Source organism: Bradyrhizobium sp. SZCCHNRI2009 (genome assembly GCF_032485115.1).
GTDB lineage: Bacteria > Pseudomonadota > Alphaproteobacteria > Rhizobiales > Xanthobacteraceae > Bradyrhizobium.
This window is the reverse complement of sequence record NZ_JAUEUH010000009.1, coordinates 194,944-218,802: the sequence shown is the minus strand read 5'-3', so window position 1 is coordinate 218,802 and position 23,859 is coordinate 194,944. Positions and strand designations below refer to the sequence as shown.

At 64.9% G+C, this 23,859-nt stretch carries 21 protein-coding genes; 11 read left to right on the top strand and 10 right to left on the bottom strand.

The features are described 5' to 3' along the window. Window positions 1-184: 184 nt before the first annotated feature. The 4 genes from QX041_RS28530 (at window position 185) to QX041_RS28515 (ending at window position 3,746) form a co-directional block, all read left to right on the top strand. Window positions 185-1,297 (top strand): cyclic nucleotide-gated ion channel, encoded by a 1,113-nt coding sequence (locus QX041_RS28530; protein WP_316167351.1) that lies wholly within the window; start codon window positions 185-187, stop codon window positions 1,295-1,297. Beyond that, complete coding sequence (locus QX041_RS28525; protein ID WP_316167348.1) at window positions 1,294-2,088, top strand: enoyl-CoA hydratase/isomerase family protein; 795 nt, start codon at window positions 1,294-1,296, stop codon at window positions 2,086-2,088. Before QX041_RS28530 ends, QX041_RS28525 begins: the two co-directional genes overlap by 4 nt. 157 nt (window positions 2,089-2,245) lie before the next feature. After that, window positions 2,246-2,980: a LuxR family transcriptional regulator gene (locus QX041_RS28520; RefSeq protein ID WP_315713742.1), complete on the top strand. Its 735-nt coding sequence runs from the start codon at window positions 2,246-2,248 to the stop codon at window positions 2,978-2,980. Between the two features lie 82 nt (window positions 2,981-3,062). Next, window positions 3,063-3,746 (top strand): acyl-homoserine-lactone synthase, encoded by a 684-nt coding sequence (locus QX041_RS28515; protein WP_315713741.1) that lies wholly within the window; start codon window positions 3,063-3,065, stop codon window positions 3,744-3,746. A gap of 635 nt (window positions 3,747-4,381) precedes the next feature. Here QX041_RS28515 and QX041_RS28510 read toward each other — a convergent pair. The 8 genes from QX041_RS28510 to QX041_RS28475 form a co-directional block, all read right to left on the bottom strand. Further along, window positions 4,382-5,029, bottom strand: coding sequence for a nitroreductase (locus QX041_RS28510; RefSeq protein ID WP_316167399.1), 648 nt, complete (start codon window positions 5,027-5,029; stop codon window positions 4,382-4,384). Between the two features lie 178 nt (window positions 5,030-5,207). After that, window positions 5,208-6,455 carry an acyl-CoA dehydrogenase gene (locus QX041_RS28505; protein ID WP_316167346.1) on the bottom strand — a complete coding sequence of 416 codons (1,248 nt, stop codon included), beginning with the start codon at window positions 6,453-6,455 and terminating at the stop codon, window positions 5,208-5,210. Window positions 6,456-6,578: 123 nt separating this feature from the next. Then, window positions 6,579-7,823, bottom strand: a complete 1,245-nt coding sequence (locus QX041_RS28500) for an acyl-CoA dehydrogenase (RefSeq protein ID WP_316167345.1) — start codon at window positions 7,821-7,823, stop codon at window positions 6,579-6,581. 156 nt (window positions 7,824-7,979) lie between these two features. After that, window positions 7,980-9,107, bottom strand: a complete 1,128-nt coding sequence (locus QX041_RS28495; protein WP_315825934.1) for an acyl-CoA dehydrogenase family protein — start codon at window positions 9,105-9,107, stop codon at window positions 7,980-7,982. A gap of 135 nt (window positions 9,108-9,242) precedes the next feature. Then, on the bottom strand, window positions 9,243-11,111 hold the full coding sequence (locus QX041_RS28490) for an AMP-binding protein (RefSeq protein WP_315825933.1): 1,869 nt from the start codon (window positions 11,109-11,111) through the stop codon (window positions 9,243-9,245). A 41-nt stretch (window positions 11,112-11,152) separates the two neighbouring features. After that, entirely contained in the window at window positions 11,153-11,959 is an 807-nt protein-coding gene (locus QX041_RS28485; protein ID WP_316167344.1) for an enoyl-CoA hydratase/isomerase family protein, read from the bottom strand. Window positions 11,960-12,113: 154 nt separating this feature from the next. After that, window positions 12,114-12,872, bottom strand: a complete 759-nt coding sequence (locus QX041_RS28480; protein ID WP_315825931.1) for an SDR family NAD(P)-dependent oxidoreductase — start codon at window positions 12,870-12,872, stop codon at window positions 12,114-12,116. An 82-nt stretch (window positions 12,873-12,954) separates the two neighbouring features. Continuing rightward, complete coding sequence (locus tag QX041_RS28475) at window positions 12,955-13,614, bottom strand: TetR family transcriptional regulator (protein ID WP_316167343.1); 660 nt, start codon at window positions 13,612-13,614, stop codon at window positions 12,955-12,957. A 138-nt stretch (window positions 13,615-13,752) separates the two neighbouring features. Here QX041_RS28475 and QX041_RS28470 point away from each other — a divergent pair, with 138 nt between their 5' ends. From QX041_RS28470 to QX041_RS28455, 4 genes are all read left to right on the top strand, one after another. Further along, on the top strand, window positions 13,753-14,925 hold the full coding sequence (locus tag QX041_RS28470; protein WP_316167342.1) for an acetyl-CoA C-acetyltransferase: 1,173 nt from the start codon (window positions 13,753-13,755) through the stop codon (window positions 14,923-14,925). 169 nt (window positions 14,926-15,094) lie between these two features. Next, entirely contained in the window at window positions 15,095-16,633 is a 1,539-nt protein-coding gene (locus tag QX041_RS28465; protein WP_316167341.1) for an acyl-CoA synthetase, read from the top strand. A gap of 252 nt (window positions 16,634-16,885) precedes the next feature. Then, window positions 16,886-17,956, top strand: a complete 1,071-nt coding sequence (locus tag QX041_RS28460) for an alpha/beta hydrolase (RefSeq protein WP_316167397.1) — start codon at window positions 16,886-16,888, stop codon at window positions 17,954-17,956. A gap of 95 nt (window positions 17,957-18,051) precedes the next feature. Next, window positions 18,052-18,438, top strand: a complete 387-nt coding sequence (locus QX041_RS28455; protein WP_315713731.1) for a hypothetical protein — start codon at window positions 18,052-18,054, stop codon at window positions 18,436-18,438. 73 nt (window positions 18,439-18,511) lie between these two features. On the opposite strand, the gene QX041_RS28450 is transcribed toward QX041_RS28455, so the two are convergent. After that, window positions 18,512-19,234 carry a hypothetical protein gene (locus tag QX041_RS28450; protein WP_315713730.1) on the bottom strand — a complete coding sequence of 241 codons (723 nt, stop codon included), beginning with the start codon at window positions 19,232-19,234 and terminating at the stop codon, window positions 18,512-18,514. 202 nt (window positions 19,235-19,436) lie between these two features. Between QX041_RS28450 and mbfA the strand changes: the two genes are divergently transcribed. The 3 genes from mbfA to QX041_RS28435 all read left to right on the top strand — a co-directional run bounded on the left by mbfA (window position 19,437) and on the right by QX041_RS28435 (window position 22,565). After that, a complete protein-coding gene (gene mbfA, locus QX041_RS28445) occupies window positions 19,437-20,408 on the top strand; it encodes an iron exporter MbfA (protein WP_315713729.1) in 972 nt (323 codons plus the stop codon). Between the two features lie 78 nt (window positions 20,409-20,486). Then, the gene (locus QX041_RS28440; RefSeq protein ID WP_316167340.1) at window positions 20,487-21,017 is read left to right on the top strand and encodes a cytochrome b; all 531 of its coding nucleotides are present in this window, start codon (window positions 20,487-20,489) and stop codon (window positions 21,015-21,017) included. Window positions 21,018-21,095: 78 nt separating this feature from the next. Beyond that, on the top strand, window positions 21,096-22,565 hold the full coding sequence (locus tag QX041_RS28435; protein ID WP_315825926.1) for an amidase: 1,470 nt from the start codon (window positions 21,096-21,098) through the stop codon (window positions 22,563-22,565). 187 nt (window positions 22,566-22,752) lie between these two features. Here the strand turns inward: QX041_RS28435 and QX041_RS28430 are convergent, their stop codons facing one another. Beyond that, on the bottom strand, window positions 22,753-23,841 hold the full coding sequence (locus QX041_RS28430) for a Zn-dependent alcohol dehydrogenase (protein ID WP_316167339.1): 1,089 nt from the start codon (window positions 23,839-23,841) through the stop codon (window positions 22,753-22,755). Window positions 23,842-23,859 lie beyond the last annotated feature (18 nt).

Sequence of the window (23,859 nt, the reverse complement as noted above, 5' to 3'; positions counted from 1 at the left end):
CGTTTGAACCGGTATTTGAGCCGGTACGGAAAAATTCCCCGCTCGACGTAGAACGGCTGGACCTGCCGGATGACGCTGCAAAACCGATCCACCCGCATCGTTGACGGGATTCCCCCGATCGGGGCACCTTGACGCCGCCGCGATCTCCTGCGGCTCTGAGATCAGCGACTGACGCCCGCCCGCAATGACCAAACCGCAGCACCCTGCCCTGGCGGCATTCGTCACCGCGCTGACCGGACGCAACATGACCAGAGCGGCCTATGTGGCCGTGGCGCTCGGCATGAGCGCCATGGTGTTGTTGACGATGGACCCCGCCTACGAGGCCGGGGGGCGCTGGATCATCGCCCTGCTGTGGGGATGCCTTGTCTTTTTCGTCGTCGAATGGGCCGCTCGGGTTCAGCAGGCGGTGCGGGCGCATCGCGCCGCCGCCTACCTGATGTCGGGCCGGGGACTGCTGGACACGCTCTCCGCCCTCGCCGTGCCGGTTGCGCTGGTCTCGGGCATGGAGTCACGCACCGCGTGGCTGCTGGCGGTCATCTGGGTGCTCAAGGTGATCCCCGGCGTGCCTGGCCTGCGCCAGCTCCGCCGGGTGCTCGTGGTCGAAGCACGCCCGCTGCTGTCGGTGCTGGTGCTGTTCCTGCTGGTGCTGTTTCTCGGATCGGTCGCCGAATACGCGCTCGAACACGACGAGCAGCCGGCCACCTTCGGCACCATCCCCTCCGCGCTATGGTGGGCCGTCGTGACCCTCACCACCACGGGCTATGGCGACGTGGTGCCGATCACGCCGCTCGGGCGGGTGGTCGCCGCCACGGTGATGATCTCCGGCCTCGGCGTGTTCGGCCTATGGACCGGCATCCTGGCGACCGGCTTCGCCGCGGAAACCCGGCGCGACAACTTTCTGAAGACCTGGGAATCGGTCAGCAGGGTACCGTTCTTCGCCAGCCTCGGGCCCGCCACGATCGCCGACGTTGCGCAGATGCTGCGCACCATCGACCTGCCGCCGCGCGCCACCGCAATCCGCAAGGGCGAGCCGGGGGACTGCATGTATTTCATCGCCGCCGGCGAGGTCGAGGTCGACCTTCCCGGCAAGAAGGTCCGGCTCGGCGAGGGCGCGTTCTTCGGCGAGATGGCGCTGCTCGGGAACAACCTGCGTTCGGCCGACATCAGCACGACCGGACTGTCGAAGCTGCTGGTCCTCGACCTCGTCGATTTCCGCGTGCTGATGGCACGCCACCCCGATCTGGCGCAGAGCATCGATGCCGAGGCCAGGCGCCGAACCATGGAGAACAGGACATGACGACAGGACGGACCACCCAGGCCGATGACGCGCCGAGCATGCCGCTCCTGACCATCGACGGCGCACGCGCCACCATTCGGCTCAATCGTCCGCAGCATCTCAACCGGCTCCAGCCGGAGGATCTCGGCGAGCTGCTGGCGCTGTTCGACCGGGTCGAGGCCAACGCCGCCTTGCGCGTGCTGGTCCTGACCGGCACCGGGCGGGCGTTCAGCGCCGGCTTCGACCTTGGCGCCATCGGCGCAACGCCGGCGGATACGGCCGAGGCTTCCAGCCCGGCATTCGAGGAGGTCGTCGACCGGCTGGAGGACCTCGCGCTGCCGACGATCTGCCGGCTCAACGGCGGGGTCTATGGCGGCTCGACCGATCTGGCGCTGGCCTGCGATTTCCGGATCGGGGTCGATACCAGCGAGATGTTCATGCCGGCAGCGCGGCTCGGGCTGCACTACTACCCGAATGGCATCAAGCGCTACGTGTCCCGCCTTGGTATCGACAATGCCAAGCGTCTGTTCCTGACGGCGGAGAAGATCGACGCGGCCGAGATGCTGCGCATCGGCTATCTCACCGGCGTGGCGACGCCCGATGCGCTCGACGCGGAGGTCGACCGGCTGGCGGCCATTCTGGCCGGCAACGCCCCGCAGGCCATGCGCGGCATGAAGCGCGCCATCAACGAGTTTGCACGCGGAGCCCTCGACGATGCGGCGGCTCGTCGCAGGCATCGGGACAGCATGAGCGGCGCCGAAATCCAGGAAGGCATGAAATCGTTTGCAGAGAAGAGAACGCCGAAATTCTGAGCGCAGCCGCGCCCCGAACTGATAAATTTTGCATGCAAACGTCTGTATCCAGCCGGTGTTCTGACACACGCTCAACGAACTATCGACCTGAATCTCCAATTTGCGGTTGACAGCCTTTTGTCCGTGGCTAGCTTGAACCACGGGCGGAGACTTTCACATGCAAGTGATGGACGCGTATTGGGGACGACGAGCTCTGGAGTACGTCGATGCGATCGAAGCGTCGAAGACCAGCGCGAGCGTGCTCTCCCAGTTCGAGAAGATGATCAGCAACCTGGGCTTTCACGCCTACATCATGGCCGGCGTGCCGACCTCGGGCCAATCGCTGCAGCAAACCATTCTCGCCAACGGCTGGCCGCGGGAATGGTTCGACATGTATGCGCGCGAGCAGTTTCACCGCTGCGATCCGATTCCGCGGCACTGCATCTCGACATTGAATCCATTTGCGTGGTCGGAGGCTCCCTATGACCGCGAGGACGAGCCCGGCGCGCACGAGGTGATGACGCGCGCGAAGGACTTCCGATTGAACGAAGGCTTCTGCGTTCCCATCCACTACGACGATGCCGTGGGCGCCGTCAGCATTGCAGGCGAAAATCCGAATCTCGCTCCCGATGCGCGGGGCGCGCTGCACCTGATCAGCATCTTCACGCACAGCAGGCTTCGCGCACTGGCGCGCTCCGCCGCGAGCAACCAGAGCCGACGCCTGTCGCGAATCGAGGCCGAGGTGCTGGGCTGGGCGGCGCGCGGCAAGACCGCGTGGGAGACGGCGCGCATCCTCGGTGTCTCCGAACGCAACGTCCGGTGGCATCTGGAAGAAGCACAGCGCAAGCTAGCAACCAAGAACAAGACGGCGACGGTTGCGACCGCTCTTGTCAACGGCGAGATCTCGATCTGATCTGTCGTTTCTCCCACTGGATCAATTCGAGCGCATCGGCAATCTGCAAACCCCAATTTGATTCAGACGACCGGGGGTTTCGATGCCTGAGATTCATGTCGTTCGAAAAGATAATCGCGCTCTGTACGAGAAATATTTCGATCCGTATTACCGGCTGCGCCACGAGATCTACGTCAAGCAACGCAAGTGGATGGCACTCGATCGTCCCGACGGGCGCGAGATCGATCAGTTCGACACCGAGGATTCGGTCTATCTGTTCTGCATCGACAACGGCCAGTTGATCGGCTCGATGCGCGCGGTGCCGACGCAGTTGCCGACGCTGATGAGCGACATCTTCCCGTATCTGAATCTGCGCGGCCCGATCCAGCGCCCCGACGTCTACGAACTGTCGCGCATCTTCGTGATCCCGGAGCGCCGCGGCGAGCATGCCGGCCCGCGGATCGACATGCTGCTGCTCACCGCAATCATGGAGTACGGCATCTCGATCGGGTTGACCGGCTTTTCGATCGTGCTCGAAACCTGGTGGCTGCCGCGGTTCGAGAAGTGCGGCTGGAAGGCGCGGCCGCTCGGCGTACCTCACATGATGGACGGGATGTCGGTGATGGCCGTGCTCGTCGACTGCGATGAAACGACATGGAAGTCACTCTGCGAGCAGATCGGCCTGACGCGGCCAACCCTCACGTGGCAGGGGCTCGAAGACGTCAGCCGCCAGGCCCTGCCGGATATCTTTCTTCATCTTCCACCAGCCGCTCAGCCAGCGCAATGATCTGTTCCCTGTGCCGCTTCAGCCTGAGCTTATGGAAAGCCTTCAAGAGGCGGTGACCAAGGAGCGTCGCCTCGTCCACCTCGAGGGCATAAAGGTTGGACGGCGTGTTCATGGAATCCATCGCTGACACTTCAGGTTTTGAGCCGTGACTGAACCTTCAATCGAGAAGATCATCGAGCGTCTGCAATTTTGCATCGTTGACGCTCGGGCGATGCAACTCAAAATGTTAGAGAGAATTTTGTCAATATCATTGCTTGAAGCCCACGAGCTGAAGGAAAAGTGCGCGCCCAATTCGACCAACAGCAGCCATTAGCGCTCCTGCACCGACTCTCGCAACACGTCCGGTCCCTGCAGCGGCGCGTCTCGACTGGTGCATCGCAGACACAAACTGTTGATTTCAGGGCGCCTTTCGATGTGAAGGTCGGACAGGAGAGCACGAGCATCGTTGCCGAAACGCGCTCGCCGAACGTGGACGACACCTCGGCAAAATCATGGCGCCGCCGCCGCAGCTGCTCCCTGTTCAGCAAACTCGGTTTACAAAAAATGGACTCGTGGGGCATCTCGCCCCCTCCGGAGTCCCGGATAACGGAACTCCGCCGGCAACAAATACGCGCGTACGACCTACGGACGGGAAGTCATTCGTCGTGAAAGCGGACCGTTTCGGCGACCGTGGCGCGGTTGGTGCGGTAGGAGTTGGCCTTGTCACCGAGATCGGGACAACCGAACGAGATGCCGCAGACCACCTTGCGGTCGGCGCCAAGCCCGAAGTGCTGCCGCACCACGTCGGAGTGAAACGCGAGCGCCGCCTGCGGCACGGTGGCAATGCCGAGCGCCTGCGCCGCCAGCATGAAGCTCGTGACGTAGCCGCCGCAATCAATCGCGCCATAGGTGCCGAGCGCCTCGTCGCTGTGGATGACCGCCACATGCGGCGCGCCGAAGAAATTGTAGTTCTCCAGCGCCTGCCGGGCATAACCCGCCTTGTCGCCGCGCGGGATGTCGAGCGCGTTGTAGAGCTGGAAACCGCTCTCGCGCCGCCGTTCCAGATAGACGCCGGTGTATTCGCGCGGGAAAGGAAAGTCGCCCGACGCCGCCTTGCCGCTGGAGGCGGCCGCATACATCACCTTCCGGAAAGCCTCGGTCGCCGCACCAGAGGTGATCTCGACACGCCACGGCTGGCTGTTGCACCAGGACGCAGTTTTTTGCGCCGCCGTCAGGATGCGCTCGATGGTCGCGCGCGGCACGGGCTCGGGCCGGAACCTGCGGCAGGAGAAGCGCGCGGCCATCAGCTCTTCGAGAATGGTGATGGGATCCTGCTCTGACTTTGGCGCCGCAGATGACATGACAACCTTCCGTACAGTTCGACCGGCGACGCTCGCTTTGTGCTCGCCCTCCACCCCCGTCTTTCCGGACCGGTCGCCACAGCGACCGCCCCCGGAAGACGGCCGTCGTGATGCCGTCGGATCAGCTGCGCCCCTTGGTCGGCACCTTGTTGAACGGCACGTCCTTGTCGACCCGGATGTCACCGGGCAGACCGAGCACGCGCTCGGCGATGATGTTGCGCAAGATCTCGTCGGTGCCGCCGGCGATGCGCATCGAGGGCGAGGTCAGCAGCATCTGCTGAAACTGGCCCTGCGTCACCGTCTCGTCCGCGCCGGTCAGCACGCCAGCGCCGCCTTCGAGATCCATCGCGTAGGTTGCGATATCCTGCAGCATGACGCCGGCGACCAGCTTGCCGATCGAGTTCTCCGGTCCCGGCCGCTCGCCCTTGGACAGCGCCGAGATCGCGCGGTAGCTCGTGTATTTCAGCCCGCTGGCCTTGACCGCCCACGACGCCAGTTTCGAGCGCGTGGCGCGATCGTCGATGGCGAGTCCGCTCTCGGTCATCAGATTGGCGCAGAACTCGAACATCTCCGGGAAGCCGGTGGCGAGCCGCGCGCCGATCGACATGCGCTCGTTCATCAAGGTGGTCAGCGACACGTTCCAGCCGTCGCCGACCGCGCCAAGGCGCTGCGAGTCCGGGATCACGACGTCGGTGAAATAGACCTCGTTGAACTCCTGCATGCCGTTGGCCTGCTTGATCGGGCGGACCTCGACGCCCGGGCTCTTCATGTCCAGGAAGAACATCGTCAGGCCCTTGTGCTTGGGCACATTGGGATCGGTGCGCGTGATCAGCAGGCCGTAATCCGAGTAGTGCGCGCCCGACGTCCAGATCTTCTGGCCGTTGATGAGCCAGTCGTCGCCGCGCTTCTCGGCGCGGGTGCGCAGGCCAGCAACATCGGAGCCGCCGGCGGGCTCGGAGAACAGCTGGCACCAGATCTCCTCGCCGGAAGCGAGCTTCGGCAGATAGCGCCGCTTATGCTCTTCGCTGCCATAGGCCATCACGGTCGGGCCGCACATGCCCTCGCCGATCTGGAACGGCTGCGTCAGCTTGCCATAGACGCCCTCCTCCTGCTGCCAGATCACGCGCTCGATCGGCGTCGCGCCGCGGCCGCCATACTCCTTCGGCCAGTGCAGGCAGGCCCAGCCGGCATCGGATTTCTTCTTCTGCCAGGCCTTGCCGACCTCGACGATGTCGGCGTGCTTGAGCCGGATGCGGCCGAGCGAGGAGCTCGCGAGCTCCTCCTCCAGCTCCCTCGGCGCGTTGGCCGCGATCCAAGCGCGCGCGGTGTCGCGAAAAGCGGCTTCCTGCGGGGTGTCGTCAAAGTTCATGCCTGACCCTCACTTGATATGCGTAGGGCGGGGGTTGGCCGAAGGCGTAACCCGCCACTTGATCAGCGTTGTACGAGCTAGCGGCGGGTTACGCTGCGCTAACCCGCCCTACGACTGCACTTGTTAGCTTCGTCCCTTGGTCGGGACCTGGTTGAACGGCAGGTCCTTGTCGACACGGATGTCGCCAGGAAGACCCAGCACGCGCTCCGCGATGATGTTGCGCATGATCTCGTCGGTGCCGCCTTCGACGCGGGTGCCGGGCGCGCGCAGCAGCATCGCCTGGAATTTTCCGGCGAGCTCGGCCTCGGGACCGCTGAGCACGCCGGCGGCGCCCTGCAGGTCGAGCGCGTAGGTCGCGACGTCCTGGATCATCGGTCCTGCGACCAGTTTACCGATCGAGTTCTCAGGTCCCGGCCGCTCGCCCTTCGACAGCGCCGAGATGGCGCGGATGCTGGTGTATTTCAGCCCGCTCGCCTTCACCGCCCAACTCGCGAGCTTCGAGCGCACGTTGCGGTCCTCGATCGCGGGACGATCGTCCAGCATCAGGTTGGAGCAGAAGTCGAACAGCTCCGGGAAGCCGGTGGCGACGCCGGCGCCGATCGACATGCGTTCGTTCATCAAGGTGGTGAGCGCGACGTTCCAGCCGTCATTGACCGCGCCGAGACGCTGCGAGTCCGGGATCACGACGTCAGTGAAATAGACCTCGTTGAAATCCGAGTGCCCGCTCGCCTGCTTGATCGGCCGGACCTCGACACCCGGGCTCTTCATGTCCAGGAAGAACATGGTGAGGCCCTTGTGCTTCGGCACCGTCGGATCGGTACGCGTCAGCAGGATGCCGTAGTCGGAATAATGCGCGCCCGAGGTCCAGATCTTCTGGCCGTTGATCACCCAGTTGTCGCCGCGCTTCTCGGCGCGGGTGCGCAGGCCGGCGACGTCGGAGCCGCCGGCCGGCTCGGAGAACAGCTGGCACCACACCTTCTCGCCCGAGGCCAGCGGCGGCAGATACTCTCTCTTATGCTGCTCGGAGGCATAGGCCATCATCGTCGGGCCGCACATGCCGTGGCCGATGATGAACATGCCGGACAGCTTGCCGTAGGGCCCCTCCTCCTGCTGCCAGATCACGCGCTCGATGGGTGAGGACCCGCGACCGCCATATTCCTTTGGCCAGTGCAAGCAGGCCCAGCCGGCCTCGGCCTTCTTCTTCTGCCAGGCCTTGGCGACGTCGAGAATGCTGGCGTTCTTCAGCGCGGTGCGGCCAAGCGAGGACGCGCGCAGTTCGTCCTCGTACTGCTTCGGCGCATTGGCGGCGATCCACGCGCGCGCCTCGGCGCGAAACGCGGCCTCCTGCGGAGTGTCATCGAAGTTCATGAGAATTCCTTTCAGATCGTCATTCCGGACGACCCGCAACGCGGGTCGATCCGGAATCCAGAGGTGAGTCATCTCGAGATTCCGGGTTCGCTCACTCCGCGCAAAATGGCATGGTCATTTTGTCGCGCGCGAGCGCCCCGGAATGACGGGCTTGGGTCACGCCGCATTGCGCTTGCGCATGCGGTCGATCAGTTGGTCTTCCCAGTAAGAGAGGCTGCCGAGGCCGAGCGCGAGCGCGTTGGCGCGTCGGTAGTACATGTGACAGTCGAACTCCCAGGTGAAGCCCATGCCGCCATGGACCTGGATGTTGTTCTTGGCGCAGTGTTGAAAGGCTTGCGTCGCGCTGATGCGCGCTGAGGCCGCGGCCTCCGGCAATTCCGGCGCATTAGTCGAGAGCGCCCAGGCGCCATAATAGGAGTTGGAGCGCGCCAAGGTCGCCGAGACGTACATGTCGGCCAGCATGTGCTTGACCGCCTGGAACGAGCCGATCGGACGGCCAAAGGCGATCCGGTCGAGCGCGTAGTCGCGGCCCATCTCCAGCGCGCGGTCGGAGCCGCCAACCTGCTCGAACGCCGTCAGCACCGCGGCGCGATCGAGCACCTGGGTGATGATGCTCCAACCCTCGCCGGCGGCGCCGAGCGGCTCCGCCTTGCAGTTCTTGAAGGTGAGCTCGGCCTGGCCGCGCGTCGGATCGAGATTGGTCAGCGCCTTGGCTTCGACGCCGCCCGCCTTGGGGTCGACCAGGAACAGCGAGATGTCGCCGTCGCGGCCGGTCGAGCCGGTACGCGCGGCAACGATGATGAGATCGGCGATGGCGCCGTCGGCGACCGGCTTCTTGGTGCCGTTGAGCACGCCGTTGGCGGCCTCACACTTGATCGCTTTGGGCGACGGATTGCCGGTGCCCTCGAACAACGCCAAGGTGCCGATCGCCTCGCCATTGGCGATCTTCGGCAGCCAGGCCTGCTTCTGCGCATCGCTGCCGGCCAGCATCAGGGCCTCCGCGGCAAGATACACGGTCGACGAGAACGGCACCGGCGCCAGCGCGCGGCCGACCTCTTCGGCGATCACGCAGAGCTCGAGATGACCGGCGCCCGCGCCGCCGTACTCCTCAGGAATGGCGACGCCGAGGAAGCCCATCTCGGCGAAGCCTTTCCACAGCGCTCGGTCATACGGCTCCTTGCCATCGAGCACGACGCGCACCGCCTTGGGCGGACACTTCTCGGCGAGGAATTTCCGCGCCTGGTCCCGCAACTGCTTCTGGTCGTCGGAGAAATCGAAGTTCATGGCCTCACCTGCTTCCTGATCGTCATTCCGGGGCGATGCGCAGCATCGAACCCGGAATCTCGATCTGATTTATCTCTGGATTCCGGGTTCACTCGCTTCGCGAGTGCCCCGGAATGACGGTTTCAAAATGCGTCGTCACAGCACGATCACGTCGCTGTCGGGCTCGGCCGCGTAGAGCCGCTCGACCAGCGCGGCACGGCGTTCGAGACCGGCGCGCTGGTTGATGTAGCCCTTGTCGGTCAGCTCATGGCCGTCGATCGAGGGCGGCTCGACCATCAGCATGGCGCGGCCGATGCGCCGGCTGGTCGCGCCCTCGCACTCTTTATTATGGGCTTCGAGACCACGGCGGACGCGGTCGATGACGGCCGGATGCTTCACCACGTCCTCGAACGTCGCGTTGGGATCGCCGACCAACTGGCGGCAGGCGTGCAGATTGGGCCAGGCCAGGAGACCGACATATTCGCGGTCCTGCCCGGTCACCAGTGCATCGTGGATCGCCGGCGTTGCGGCTGCGATCGCATCGGTGCGAAGCGAGCCGACATGGACGAAGGTGCCTGTCGTGAGCTTGAAATCCTCGACCACGCGGCCGGCGAAGATGATGCCTTGCGCCGGGTCATTGGGATCGACGAACACGCCGGCATCGCCGATGCAGTAGAACCCTTCCTCGTCGAACGCCTTCTTCGTCAGCTCGGGCTGGCCGAAATAGCCGGGCATCACGTTGATGCCGCGCAGGCGCAGCTCGTATTTGTCGCCGGTCGGCACCATCTTCAGCTCGACGCCGGGGAACGGCAGGCCGATGAGCCCGACCCGCTCCGTGTTCCAATAGGTGCCGGTCGAGGTCGGCGCGGTCTCGGTCGAGCCCCATCCGGTGTAGAACACGATGCGCTCGCCGGTGGTCTTGACCGCCAGCGCCTGCATCCGCTCGTACAGATCGTCCGGCAGCCGCGCGCCGCCATAGGCCATGATGCCCAGATCCTTGAAGAAGGAGCGGCACAGCGCATCGTCCTTCTCCATCGCCGCCGCCAGCGCCGCATAGCCGGCGGGCACATTGGCGTAATAGGTCGGCGACACCTCGCGCAGGTTCCGGATGGTTTCGTCGAACATGCCGGGCATCGGCCGGCCGTCGTCGATGTAGAGCGTGCCGCCCTCGATCAAGAGCGGATTGAACAGCGCATTGCCGCCCATGGTGTGATTCCATGGCATCCAGTCGAGCACCGTCGAGATCGGCGCATCAGGCCCGCGCGGCCGCGTCTGCATCATCATCGCCGCATTGGCGCACATCATGCGCTGGGTGTTGATGACCGCCTTGGGCATGCCGGTCGAGCCGGAGGTGAACAGCAGCTTGCCGACCGTGTCCGGTGTGATCTGCGCAATCGACGCGTCGACCGCGCCGGTGACCGGCGTCGCGGCGAGATCAGCGAAGCTGATGCTCGCAATGCCCTCGCACGGACGCGCGACATGAACGACGGTGACGCCGTCGAGATCGAGCGCCTTCAGCGCCTTCTCGAAGGTCGGGCCGTCCTGCACCATGACCACGCCCGGCTTCACGAGGCCGAACAGATATTTCAACTTGAGATGATCGTGGCTCATCAGTGAATAGGCGGGCGACACCGGAGCGGCCGGCGAACGGGCCTGCATCGCAGCCATGGTGATGAGCGCATGCTCGATCGAATTGCCGGAGAGGATGGCGACGGGGCGGCCGTCCAGCTTCAAATCGAGCAGGCCCTGCGTCAGCCCATCGACGGTGCGCTTGGCCTCGGCATAGGACAGCTTGCGCCATTGCCGCTCGGCTCCGCTGCGTTGCGCGAGCCAGGTCCGCGTCGGCGCCTCCTTAGCCCAGCGGGCGAGCGGCGCCGCCAAATGCGGCTCATAGGCCTGCAGCGGAATGCGCGATTTGATGACGATGACGCCGTCACCGCGTCTCTCGATATCGATGTCGCGCGCCAGCCAGTTGACCTTGCGGAATGCCGGCTTCTCCAACACCTTCGCTGCCGTCCCGTCCATTTTGCGTCTCCCGAAATATCGTCCTTTGCGGATCTTGATATCTAGCGGTTGGTATAGACCGGCTTTCGCTTCTCGAGGAAGGCTTGAATGCCCTCCTTGAAATCCTCCGAGCGGCTGCACAGCACCTGGTTGCGATCTTCCATCGCGATGACGGCTTCGATCGACGACGCATCGACGCTCATGTTGAGACATTCCTTTGAGAGTCGAAGCCCGACCGGCGAGGCCGTCATCATCGCATCGACGAAGGGCGCGGCCGCGCCCTCGAGCATATCGTCCTCGACGATTTCCGACACCAGCCCGACCATGAGCGCGCGCTCGGCCCCGATGAAGCGGCCGGTGAGGATCAGCTCCGATGCGACGGAGACGCCGACGAGGCGCGGCAGGAAGTAGCTGGTGCCGATGTCGCAGCCCCCTAAGCCAAGCTTGATGAAGGCACAGTTCATCCGCGCCGAGCGGCTGGCGATGCGGATATCGGCCGCGAGCGCCAACGCAAAGCCGCCGCCGGCGGCTGCGCCCTGCACCAGCGCAATGATCGGCTGCGGGCAACGCCGCATCAGCATCACGATGTCGGCGATGCGGCGCTGCGAGTCCAGCGACTCGGTCACGCTGGGCGGCTCATTGACGCCGCCGCGCCGCTGCATCGCGGCCTTCAGATCGAGCCCCGCGCAGAAGTTCTTGCCGGCACCCTTGAGCACGACGACTCGCGTGGTGCGATTGCGCTGCAGGCTTTCGAAATAAGTGTTGAGCGCGTCGATCAGCGCCGGGTCGAGCGCGTTCAGGCTCTCCGGGCGATTGAGCGTCACCCGGTCGACGCCATTGTCGTGTTCGATCAGCAGCGGTTGGGACATGGCGCGCGCTCCACCCTCAGTGTCATCCCGGCGAACGCCGGGATCCATAGCCACCGGCTTGATTGGTAAGAGTGCGGCGTCTGCCAGTCTGCCTATCACAGACGCCGCGGAGTATGGGTCCCCGCGTTCGCGGGGACGACGGCGGAGGTTGCCGTCAGCGCGGGGCCATGCGGATGGCGCCGTCGAGGCGGATGGTTTCGCCGTTCAGCATCGGGTTCTCGACGATGTGGACGGCGAGGTTACCGTACTCGGAGGCGTCGCCGAGCCGGGCCGGATGCGGCACCTGGGCGCCCAGGCTCTTGCGCGCTTCTTCGTTCAGTCCCATCAGCAGCGGTGTCAGGAACAGGCCGGGCGCGATGGTGTTGACGCGGATTTTCTGGCTGGCGAGATCGCGCGCAGCGGGCAGGGTCAGGCCGACGACGCCGCCCTTCGAGGCCGAATAGGCGATCTGGCCGATCTGGCCTTCATAGGCCGCGACGCTGGCGGTGTTGATGATGACGCCACGCTCCTCGCCGACCGGCTCGGCGGTGACGAGGCGCTCGGCAAACAGCCGCAGCACGTTGAAGGTGCCGATCAGGTTGACGTTGATGATGCGCGCGAACTTGGCGAGCGGATAGACGCCGTCCTTGCCGACGATGCGCTGCGAGCCGCCGATGCCGGCGCAGTTCACCAGCACGCGGGCGATGCCGTGGGCCGCCTCGGCCTTGGCGAGGCCGGCCTTGACCTGATCCTCATTGGTGACGTCGGCATGCAGCGCGACGCCCTTGATCTCGGCGGCGATCTTCTCGGCGTTTTCCAGGCTCTGATCGAGCACGGCCACCTTGGCCCCCTTGGCCGCCATGGCGCGCGCCGTAGCTGCGCCGAGACCCGAGCCACCGCCGGTGATGAGAACGGCAACGTTGTTCAACTGCATGTCAGGTTTCCTCCCTAGACGTTTTTGCTTGCGAATAGCGAATAGGGAGTAGCGAATAGAGGCTTCCCCCATTCGCTACTCCCTATTCGCCACTCGCCCGTTTCAATATTCCACCGCAGATCAGCGCCTCCATATGGGCGATGTACTGACGGCAGACATCATCGGTGACCGGGCCGACGCCGATCGCGCGCGACATCGCGTGGCGGCCGAAGAACAGGTGATCGCAGGCGCCGATCAGGCTGGTGTAGAACAGCACCGGATCGACGGCGCGAAACTCGTCCCTGGCGACGCCCTCCTCGATGAGCCGGCGATGGAAATCGAGCAGCGGCGCCACGAAGAACTTCGACACTTCGTCGGCCGCCTCCGCGCTGCTCTCATGCAGCAGATAATGGATCAGCCGGTTCATGTAGGGAAACCGGTGATAGGCGCGGATGATGCCGCTGATGTGCAGCTTCAGCTTCGCCGTCGGCGGCAGCGGCTGCGCCAGGAGATATTCGAGATTGGCCACCTCGGTCGCCGCGTCGCGGGCGAGCAGCGCCAGCAGCAGGCCGTCCTTGTTACCGAAATGATATTTCACCAGCGCTGCATTAGAGCCGGACTTCTGCGCGATGTCGCTGAGCGAGATTTCGATCGAGGACCTCGCGATCATCAGCTCGCTGGCGGCGTCCAGCAGCTTCTCCGCCGTCGCATTCCGCCCCGCGGGAAGTTTCTCTGGCACGCTGTTGTGAAGCTGAGGTCCCAAGACATGTCTCGCGCTTGATCGAGGCAGATAAGCCGAAGCCGGAGTTGATCTCAAGAGTTAATTGATCGATTGACTAACGCTCGATCGGGCATTTAAATCGCCGCCAATCACGAACACCAAGTCTAGGGAGGATACGTCATGGCGGAAGCCTACATCGTCGCGGCCGCACGCACGGCCGGCGGCCGCAAGGGAGGACGGCTGGCCGGCTGGCATCCGGCCGACCTCGCGGCGAAGGTGCTGGACGCGCTGGTCGATCGCTCCGGCGCCGCGCCGGACCAGGTCGAGGACGTGATCATGGGCTGCGTGATGCAGACCGGCGAGCAATCGAACAACATCGCGCGCAATGCGGTGATGGCCTCGAAGCTGCCGGAGAGCGTGCCGGGCACCTCGATCGACCGGCAGTGCGGCTCGTCGCAGCAGGCGCTGCATTTCGCCGCGCAGGCAGTGATGTCGGGCGCGATGGATGTCGTGATCGCCGCCGGCGTGGAGTCGATGACCCGGGTGCCGATGGGTCTCTCCTCCACGCTTCCGGCGAAGAACGGCTTCGGGCACTACAAGAGCCCTGGCATCGAGAGCCGCTATCCGAACATCCAGTTCAGCCAGTTCACCGGCGCGGAAATGATGGCGGAGAAGTACGGTCTCTCCAAGGATGAACTCGACGAATATGCCTATAACAGCCATCAGCGCGCGATTGCCGCCACGCAGGCAGGCCACTTCAAGGACGAGATCATCCCGCTCGCGATCACCCGTGCCGACGGCTCGACCGACACCCACCACATCGACGAGGGCATCCGCTTCGACGTCAGCCTCGACGGCATCAAGAGCGTCAAGCTGATCGCCGAGAACGGCAAGCTGACGGCGGCCACGGCCAGCCAGATCTGCGACGGCGCGTCCGGCGTCATGGTCGTCAACGAGCGCGGCCTGAAGTCGCTCGGCGTCAAGCCGCTGGCCCGCGTCCATCACATGACCATGATGGGCGGCGACCCCGTCATCATGCTGGAGGCGCCGCTCCCGGCGACGCAGCGCGCGCTGCAGAAGGCCGGCATGTCGATCGACGAGATCGATCTCTATGAGGTCAACGAGGCGTTCGCTTCCGTGCCGACCGCGTGGCTGAAGACCATCGGCGCCGATCCGAACCGCCTCAACGTCAATGGCGGCGCGATCGCGCTCGGCCATCCGCTCGGCGGCTCCGGCACCAAGCTGATGACCACGCTGCTGCATGCGCTGAAGGCCCGCAACAAGCGCTATGGGTTACAGACGATGTGCGAAGGCGGCGGCATGGCGAATGTGACGATCGTGGAGCGGCTGTAGATCGCGCAACAACAACGGTGTCGTCCCCGCGAACGCGGGGACCCATAACCACCGCGCTACGTTTTGCGCGAGCTGTTGCGGCAGCTCGTTATCACCACAGGATCCTGTGGTTATGGGTCCCGGCGCGAGGCCGGGACGACACCTTGTTCCTGATCAGCGGTGAGCTCTCATGACCCACCCCTCCATTCACGCCCGCAGCCATCCCGACAAGATCGCCTATCAGATGGCCGGCACCGGCAAGGCCATCACCTATCGCGAGCTCGACGAACTCTCGAACCAGGGCGCTCATCTATTCCGTGCGCTGGGGCTCAAGGCCGGCGACCATATCGCCTTCCTGATGGAGAATCGGCTGGCGTTCATGGAAATCGTCTGGGCGGCGCAGCGCTCCGGCCTGTACTACACCGCGATCAGCCGCTATCTCACCAAGGACGAGATCGCCTACATCATCAGGGATTGCGGCGCCAAGGTCTTCATTACCTCGCCGAAATGCGCCGAGCAGGTGCGCGATCTCGTGAGCGCCACGGACGGCCCGCTGTTCTTCATGGTCGACGAGCCCGAGCCCGGTTTCCGCTCCTGGGACAAGGAGGCCGGCGCCCAGCCCAAGACGCCGATTGCCGACCAGGTCGCCGGCTACGACATGCTGTATTCGTCGGGCACCACCGGACGGCCGAAGGGCATCAAGAAGGATTTCGAAGGCAATCCGATCGATCAGCCGAACCAGTTCCTGCGCGTGCTGTGCGCCGACATGTGCGGCATGAATGCCGAGAGCACCTATCTGTCGCCGGCGCCGCTCTATCATGCAGCTCCCTTGCGCTTCAACATGATGGTCTCAGTGCTCGGCGGCACCTCTATCATCATGGAGCATTTCGACGCCGAAGACTTCCTGAAGCTGGTCGAAAAGTACAAGGTCACGCAGTCGCAGCTTGTGCCGACCATGTTCGTGCGCATGCTGAAACTGCCGGAGGACGTGCGCAAGCGCTACGACGTGTCGACCCTGAAGGGCGCGATCCATGCCGCTGCGCCCTGCCCGGTCGACGTCAAGGCCAGGATGATCGAGTGGTGGGGTCCGATCCTGATCGAGTATTATGCCGGCTCCGAAGGCAACGGCGTCACCGTCTGCACCTCGAAGCAGTGGCTCGAGCACCGCGGCAGCGTCGGGCGCGCCGTTGTCGGCAAGATCAAGATCCTCGGCGAGAATGACGAGGAGCTGCCGACCGGCGAGATCGGCACGGTGTATTTCGCCGACGCGCCGGTGTTCTCCTATCACAACGATCCGGAGAAGACGAAGCGGGCCTACAACGACAAGGGCTGGTCGACGCTCGGCGACGTCGGCTATCTCGACGCCGACGGCTTCCTCTATCTGACCGACCGCAAGTCCTACATGATCATCTCCGGCGGCGTGAACATCTACCCGCAGGAGACCGAGGACGTCCTCATCACGCATCCCGACGTCGCCGATGTCGCCGTGTTCGGCGTGCCGAACGAGGAGATGGGCGAGGAGGTCAAGGCGGTGGTGCAGCCGCACGACATGGCGCGCGCCGGCAAGGCGTTCGAGGAGCAATTGATCCTGTTCTGCCGCCAGCATCTGTCGCCGATCAAGTGCCCGCGCTCGATCGATTTCGAGCCGGAGCTTCCGCGCACGCCGACCGGCAAGCTGGTCAAGCGCCACCTGCGCGAACGCTACTGGCCGAAGAAGGGCGCGGCCTAGCTCCAATAACGGTAGCTGTCGTCCCGGCCTTGCGCCGGGACCCATAGCCACCGCAGCCGATGATGCGAAGGGTATAAGCTCCAGCTTGGCGCCACATGAGCGCCTGTGGTTATGGATCCCGGCTCGCGCTCGCTTCGCTCGCTTGGCCGGGACGACGCGAGGAGAGTGCACGCCATGTCCCAGTCCCTTCCCCCGCTTCCCCTCCCACCCACGATCCGGTCCCGCTTCGTCGACGGCATCAACGGCCTGCGCATGCACGTGCTCGAAGCTGGCTTCGAGACGCCCGGCCGTCCCTGTTTGCTGCTGCTACACGGCTTTCCCGAGCTGGCCTATAGCTGGCGCAAGGTGATGCCGGCGCTGGCCGCCGCCGGCTACCACGTGCTGGCGCCGGACCAGCGCGGCTATGGCCGCACCACAGGGTGGAGCGCCGACTATGACGGTGATCTCGCGCCGTTTCGCTTCACCAATCTGGTGCGCGATGCGCTCGGCGTGGTCTATGCATTCGGCCATCGCCATGTCGCGTCTGTCGTCGGCCACGACTTCGGCAGCCCCGTCGCGGCGTGGTGCGCGGTGATCCGCCCCGATGTCTTTCGATCGGTCGTGATGATGAGCGCACCGTTCCCGGGGCCACCCGCAGCACCGTTCGACATCGCCAGCCATCCCCTCGCGGCGCAGGAGGATCCCGTGCATCGCGAACTGGCTGCGCTGCCGCGTCCGCGCAAGCACTATCAATGGTACTACGCGACGCGGCAGGCCAATGCGGACATGCATCATCCCCCGCAGGGGCTGCATGAATTCCTGCGCGCCTATTACCATCACAAGAGCGCAGACTGGGCGGCCAACGCCCCTTCTCCTCTGCAGGCCTGGGACGCGGCCGAACTCGCCAAGCTACCGACCTACTACGTCATGGACCTCGACAAGACGATGGCCGAGACCGTCGCCGAGGAGATGCCGGATGCGGCGGCGATCGCGGCGAATCGCTGGCTGCCGGACCATGAGCTCGCGGTCTATACCGCCGAATATGAACGAAACGGCTTCCAGGGCGGGCTGCAATGGTACCGCTGCGGCACGTCTGGTCTATTCGACGCTGAATTGCAGACCTGGTCGGATCTCACGATCGACGTTCCGTCCGCATTCATCTCCGGCCTGCAAGACTGGGGCATCTACCAACGGCCCGGTGTGTTCGAAGCGATGCAGTCCCGAGTGTGCACCAACATGATCCTGTGCGAGCTGATCGATCGCGCCGGACATTGGGTGCAGCAGGAGCAACATGAACGAGTCAATAAGCTCCTGTTCACGTTCCTGAACAAATCGACAGCCTGATTTCGGACGCCGTTCCGACGTATTAGGCGAATCGAGGAACGAACATTCGGGGTTGACGTTTTTGCATCCGGGCAATGCGCATCAGGAGAAGATTTATGGATAAGAAGATCGCAGGCTTGTTGGGCGCGGTCGCCGCTGTCGGCGCGCTCGGCACGGCGCAGGCGTCAGCGGCTCCGGCCCCGAGCGACGTGCTGAAGGCCAACTCCTACGCCGACCTGCTCGAGCCGATCCCGAATGCGGCCAAGGTGCTGCAGGCGCTCGACGAGCAGGCGCCGCCGGAGGCCGAACCGAAGGTGCAGCTGGCGCAGTGGTACCACCACCACCACCATCATCACCACCATCACCATGGCTACTGGCGCGGCTATGGCTACGGTCCTGGCTATGGGTACGGCTACGGCCCCCGGGTCTATGTGGTGCCGCGCCGGTACTACCATCACCACCACCATCATCACCATCACCACTGGTACTACGATCGCTACTGATCGTTGAGAGGTGAAAGCTCGGGGGGCGCCGACCGTGAGGTCGGCGCTCTTTCGTTTGAGGAAGACGGAAGCGTCAGGACTTGCGCGCCTTGTCCTTCGCCGCGCGATGCAGGTGGCGGTAGGTGCCGTCGAACACCGTGTCGGTGCTCGACACCCATTCGGTCTCCTTGGCGAGCACCGGACGGCTGGCGTGGATGCGGCGCGACTGCAACTCGCGCTCGGCCGCCTCGTCCGGAGTCATGGGCTCGACCGTGAAGTTTGCCTCCTCCGGAATCACGATCACCTGAGCGAACGGCTCGCCCGGACGGAAGATATGCGTCCGCCCTTCCGCGGGCGCCTTGAACACGCAGAAGAACAGCATCGGCCAGAAATTGCGCACCAACGCCGGCACCGCGATCGGGCAGGTATCGCTGCGGTCGGTATAGAAGCGCGGATGCGGCTCGGTCCGGATCGCGAAGCCGTTGGGCACCTTGAGATCGAGCAGGATCTGGTAGGTGTAGAAGGCATCGCCAAAATTGCGGAACGGCGGCCATTGCAGGCTCGGGCTCGGCGGCTCGCCCCAGTCGCCGGACAGCTCCAGCTTGCCGTCGCGCGTGGTGACGTGCAGCTCGAAGTCGTACGGATAAAATAGCTCGATGCCATATTGCGCACCTTCCGAGAATGGTACGCAATGCCAGACCTGCTCATGCGAGCCATTCGCTCGTGGCTGGCGTTCGCCTGCCCAGCCCGGGATATCCATCCGGGTGCGGCGCGGCGCCAACCCTGGATCGTTGAGCCGATATTTGACGCTATCCATGAGAACTCCTTAGGTGGCTGAGCGGAACGCGAACGACGGACTATCCTCGCAGTTCCATGACTGGAGCTTGAATGCGCTGTCACCGAAGGGTTTCGCGACCAATCAGCGGCCGGAGTTTGACCGCGGTGCGGCAAATCCATATAGACTTTAGAACCGTTCTAAACACTCGAATGTTGAGAGCGAGAGATCCGGGGACCTTGGAATGAAGAACTTCGCCGACCTCACCGAGCGCGAGATCCTGGCAATCGCGATCTCGGCCGAAGAGGAAGACGGCCGTATCTATATGAGCTTCGCGGAGGATCTGGCGGAACGTTATCCGGATTCAGCCAAGCTGTTCGAGCAGATGGCCGAGGAGGAGAAGGGCCACCGCCACATGCTGCTCGAACTCTATGAGGAGCGCTTCGGCAAGAACCTGCCGCCGATCCGGCGCGAGAACGTCAAGGGCTTCATGCAGCGCCGGCCGATCTGGCTGACCAAGAACCTGTCGCTCGACGCCATCCGCCGCGAGGTCGGCACGATGGAGTTCGAGGCCGAGCGCTTCTACGCCAAGGCGGCCGAGCAGGCCAAGGACGTCGGCGTGCGCCGGCTGCTCGGCGATCTCGCCGAGGCCGAGAAGGGCCACGAGAAGGTCGCGGCGAAACTGACCGACAAGATCCTCAGTCCGGACGTCCGGCACAAGGAGGACGAGACGCGGCGGCGCGTGTTCGTGCTGCAATATGTCCAGCCCGGTCTCGCCGGCCTGATGGACGGCTCGGTCTCGACGCTGGCGCCGCTGTTCGCCGCCGCCTTCGCCACGCATCAGAATTTCCAGACTTTCCTGGTCGGTCTGGCCGCTTCGATCGGCGCCGGCATCAGCATGGGCTTCGCCGAGGCGCTGTCCGACGACGGCTCGCTGACGGGCCGCGGCTCGCCGTGGCTGCGCGGCGCCGTGTGCGGCGCGATGACGACGCTCGGCGGACTGGGGCACACGATGCCCTATCTCGTCCCGGACTCCTGGACCAACGCGTTCTGGATCGCGACCGCGATCGCGAGCCTCGTCGTGTTCTTCGAGCTGTGGGCGATCGCCTACATCCGCGCGCGCTACATGGATACGCCGTTCCTGCAGGCGGTGTTCCAGATCGTGCTCGGCGGCATCATCGTGCTCGGCGTCGGAATATTGATAGGAGCGGCCTAGCGTCCGCACCCCCGCGTCTTGCCAAACGCTCAGCCGCGAGGCTGATGGCGCCGGACCGATCACAACGGAAAACTCGTCATGACGCCACGCCTGCATTACGGCACGCCCGCGAAGATCCTGCACTGGCTGGTGGTGGCGCTGCTCGCCATCCAGTATCCGATCGGCTGGCTGATGCCGGACCTGCATGCCAATACACCCCCCGGCGCGCCGATGATCCTGCACATTTCATTCGGCCTCACCATTCTGGCATTGATCGCCGTGCGCTTCGTCTGGCGGCTCACCCATCCGGTCGCACCGGAGAGCTCGCTGCCGCCCTGGCAGCGGCTGAGCTCGGAGGTCGTGCACTGGATGCTCTATGTGATGGTGCTGGCGAGCACCATCACCGGCTGGCTGTTCGCCTCCTTCCGCGGCTGGAGCGTATCGTTCTTCTACCTGTTTCCATTGCCGATGCTGGCCGCGCGCAACCCGGCCGGTAACCGCGCCATCGACGGGCTGCACCAGGCCTCCGAATGGCTGCTGCTGATCCTGATCGTCGTTCACGTCGCCGCCGCACTCGCGCACGTCTTCATCTATCGCGACCGTGTCATGCAGCGGATGCTGCCGGGCTAGAATCCGCAATTTTGGTCAAGCGATCGCCATCCGCATCGGTTAGGACTCCCGGCAAACATCTCACCGGGAGGATCGACCTTGGCCGCACCGCAATGGACGTTCGCAACCGCCGTCGACACGGCGAAGGCGTTGGCAGATCGTGAGATCTCGTCGGTCGAGCTGACCAAGCTCGCCATCGACCGCATCGAACGTCATGACCCCGAGATCAACGCCGTCTGCGTGCGCGATTTCGAGCGCGCGCTCGCTGCCGCCGACGCCGCCGACGCCGCGCTGGCGCGCGGCGAACGGCGGCCCCTGCTCGGCCTTCCGCTCACGGTGAAGGAATCCTACAACGTCGCCGGCCTGCCGACGACCTGGGGTTTTCCGCAGCACAGGGATTTCATCGCGGCCGAGGATGCGCTGACGGTGACGCGCGTGAAGGATGCCGGCGGCATCGTGCTCGGCAAGACCAACGTGCCGCTCGGGCTCGGCGACTGGCAGAGCTACAACGACATCTACGGCACCACCAACAATCCCTACGATCTCGGCCGCACGCCGGGCGGTTCGTCAGGCGGATCGGCCGCTGCCCTCGCGGCGGGCTACGGCTCGCTGTCGCTCGGCTCCGATATCGGCGGCTCGCTCCGGGTGCCGGCGTTTCATTGCGGCGTCACCGCGCACAAGCCGAGCTACGGCCTGGTGGCCTCGCGCGGCCATACGCCGCCGCCGTTTCAGCCGCTGCCGGGCGAGGCCGACCTCGCCGTCGTCGGCCCGATGGCGCGCTCGGCCGCCGATCTGTCGCTGCTGCTCGATGTGATCGCAGGCCCCGACCCGCTCGAGGCCGGCAAGGCATATCGCCTCGACCTGCCGCCGCCGCGCCACGGTCGCCTGCCGGATTTCCGCGTGCTGGTGGTCGCGAGCGATCCGCTGCTGCCGACCGACAGCGCCGTGCGCGGCGCGATCGAGCGGCTGACGGCCGACCTCGCACGGGCCGGCGTGAGCGTCACGACGGACAGCCCGCTGCTGCCGGACTTCGCCGCATCGAGCCGGCTCTACATGCGCATGCTGCTCGGCTTCATCGGCGCCACCATGCCGGCGGAGGTCCACGCCGGCGCCAGTCACGCGGCCGCGCAATTGCCGAAGGAGGCAGCGAGCCTCGCGGCCGAGCGGCTGCGCGGCATCGCGCTCAGCCATCGCGACTGGGTGCAGGCCGGCGGGGCGCGGGCGCGGCTGCGCGCGCAATGGCGAACGCTGTTCGAGCAGTTCGATGCCGTGATCTGCCCGATCATGCCAACGCCGGCCTATCCGCACGACCATTCGCCCGACCAGGAGCAGCGCCGCATCAGCATCGACGGCGTCGAGCATTGCTACACCGATCAGCTCGCCTGGCCGGGCATCGCCACCTTGCCCGGACTGCCCGCCACCGCGATTCCGCTTGGACTCGCCGACGGCCTGCCGGTCGGGGTGCAGATCGTCGGCCCGTTCCTCGAGGACCGCACGCCGCTCAAGCTCGCCGACCTGATCGAGCGCGAATTCGGCGGCTTCGTCCCGCCGCCGCGGTTCGCGAACTAGTTCGCGATCGGGCTTCTTCAACAACGCCTCGCCAAATTCCGCCGTCGTCCTACATCGTCATGGCCGGGCTTGCCCCGGCCATCCATCTTGCAGAGAGGAGGATGCCCGGGTCAAACCCGGCCATGACGGGTAACTAATAGGCAGACCCGCCGAACCTCATCACCTGCCTCACACCCGACCACCCACCTCACGCATCGAACATGATCACGCTGCGCAGCGTCTTGCCTGCCTTCATGTTGGCAAAGCCCTCGTTGATCTCCGACAGCTTCAGCTTGGCGGAGATCCAGTCCTCCAGATGCAGCTTGCCGCGCAGATAGAACTCGACGAGGCGGGGCATGTCGACGCGAAAGTGGTTCGAGCCCATCGACGAGCCCTGGATGCGGCGCTCGCGCAGGAAGTCGAAGCCGTGCAGCTCGATCTTCTGGCCGAACGGGATCATGCCGACGATGGTCGCGGTGCCGCCCGGCGCCAGCATCGCAAACGCCTGCTCGGCGGTCTCCTTGCGCCCGAGCACCTCGAAGGCGTGGTGCACGCCGCCCTTGGTGAGCTCGCGCACCTGGGCCACGACGTCGCCCTCAGTGGGATTGATGATGTCGGTCGCGCCCAGTTTCGTCGCAAGCTGCAGCTTGGCCGGATTGGTGTCGATGGCGATGATGCGGCCCGCGCCCGCGATCTCGGCGCCGTTGATCGCAGCCATGCCGACGCCGCCGCAGCCGATCACGGCTACCGTCTCGCCGGCCTGCACCCGCGCCGTGTTGACGACGGCGCCATAGCCGGTGATGACGCCGCAGCCGATCAGCGCCGCGAGATCGAGCGGCATGTCCGGGCGGATCTTCACAATCGCGTTCTCGTGCACCAGCATCTGCTCGGCGAAGGACGAGAGGTTGAGGAACTGGTGCAGCTTCTCGCTTCGTCCCCATGACAGCCGGTTGGAGGTGCCGGGCGGCATCTTCACCGTCGTATCGGTGCACAACACCGGGCGGCCCGTGGTGCAGTTGTCGCAGGTGCCGCAGAACACGGACAAGCACGTGACGACGTGATCGCCCGGCTTCACATAGGTCACGTCGGCGCCGACCTGCTCGACGATCCCAGCCGATTCATGGCCGAGCACGGCGGGCAGCGGATGCGGATACAGGCCTTCGATGAAGTGCAGGTCGGAATGGCAGAGACCGGCAACCGCCGTGCGGATCAGCACTTCCCGCGGCCCCGGCTTGGGCACACTGATGTCCTCGATCACCAGCGGCTTGTTGACCTCCATCAGCACGGCGGCTTTCATTGGCGTTCTCCCGATCTT

Coding starts and splice junctions, on each gene's coding strand:
- QX041_RS28530 (WP_316167351.1), top strand. CDS start 185: ATGACCAAACCGCAGCACCCTGCCCTGGCGGCATTCGTCACCGCGCTG.
- QX041_RS28440 (WP_316167340.1), top strand. CDS start 20,487: ATGACGCCACGCCTGCATTACGGCACGCCCGCGAAGATCCTGCACTGG.
- QX041_RS28520 (WP_315713742.1), top strand. CDS start 2,246: ATGCAAGTGATGGACGCGTATTGGGGACGACGAGCTCTGGAGTACGTC.
- QX041_RS28505 (WP_316167346.1), bottom strand. CDS start 6,455: ATGAACTTTGACGACACCCCGCAGGAAGCCGCTTTTCGCGACACCGCG.
- QX041_RS28465 (WP_316167341.1), top strand. CDS start 15,095: ATGACCCACCCCTCCATTCACGCCCGCAGCCATCCCGACAAGATCGCC.
- QX041_RS28525 (WP_316167348.1), top strand. CDS start 1,294: ATGACGACAGGACGGACCACCCAGGCCGATGACGCGCCGAGCATGCCG.
- QX041_RS28500 (WP_316167345.1), bottom strand. CDS start 7,823: ATGAACTTCGATGACACTCCGCAGGAGGCCGCGTTTCGCGCCGAGGCG.
- QX041_RS28450 (WP_315713730.1), bottom strand. CDS start 19,234: ATGGATAGCGTCAAATATCGGCTCAACGATCCAGGGTTGGCGCCGCGC.
- QX041_RS28480 (WP_315825931.1), bottom strand. CDS start 12,872: ATGCAGTTGAACAACGTTGCCGTTCTCATCACCGGCGGTGGCTCGGGT.
- mbfA (WP_315713729.1), top strand. CDS start 19,437: ATGAAGAACTTCGCCGACCTCACCGAGCGCGAGATCCTGGCAATCGCG.
- QX041_RS28485 (WP_316167344.1), bottom strand. CDS start 11,959: ATGTCCCAACCGCTGCTGATCGAACACGACAATGGCGTCGACCGGGTG.
- QX041_RS28455 (WP_315713731.1), top strand. CDS start 18,052: ATGGATAAGAAGATCGCAGGCTTGTTGGGCGCGGTCGCCGCTGTCGGC.
- QX041_RS28495 (WP_315825934.1), bottom strand. CDS start 9,107: ATGAACTTCGATTTCTCCGACGACCAGAAGCAGTTGCGGGACCAGGCG.
- QX041_RS28515 (WP_315713741.1), top strand. CDS start 3,063: ATGCCTGAGATTCATGTCGTTCGAAAAGATAATCGCGCTCTGTACGAG.
- QX041_RS28430 (WP_316167339.1), bottom strand. CDS start 23,841: ATGAAAGCCGCCGTGCTGATGGAGGTCAACAAGCCGCTGGTGATCGAG.
- QX041_RS28510 (WP_316167399.1), bottom strand. CDS start 5,029: ATGGCCGCGCGCTTCTCCTGCCGCAGGTTCCGGCCCGAGCCCGTGCCG.
- QX041_RS28460 (WP_316167397.1), top strand. CDS start 16,886: ATGCACGTGCTCGAAGCTGGCTTCGAGACGCCCGGCCGTCCCTGTTTG.
- QX041_RS28490 (WP_315825933.1), bottom strand. CDS start 11,111: ATGGACGGGACGGCAGCGAAGGTGTTGGAGAAGCCGGCATTCCGCAAG.
- QX041_RS28470 (WP_316167342.1), top strand. CDS start 13,753: ATGGCGGAAGCCTACATCGTCGCGGCCGCACGCACGGCCGGCGGCCGC.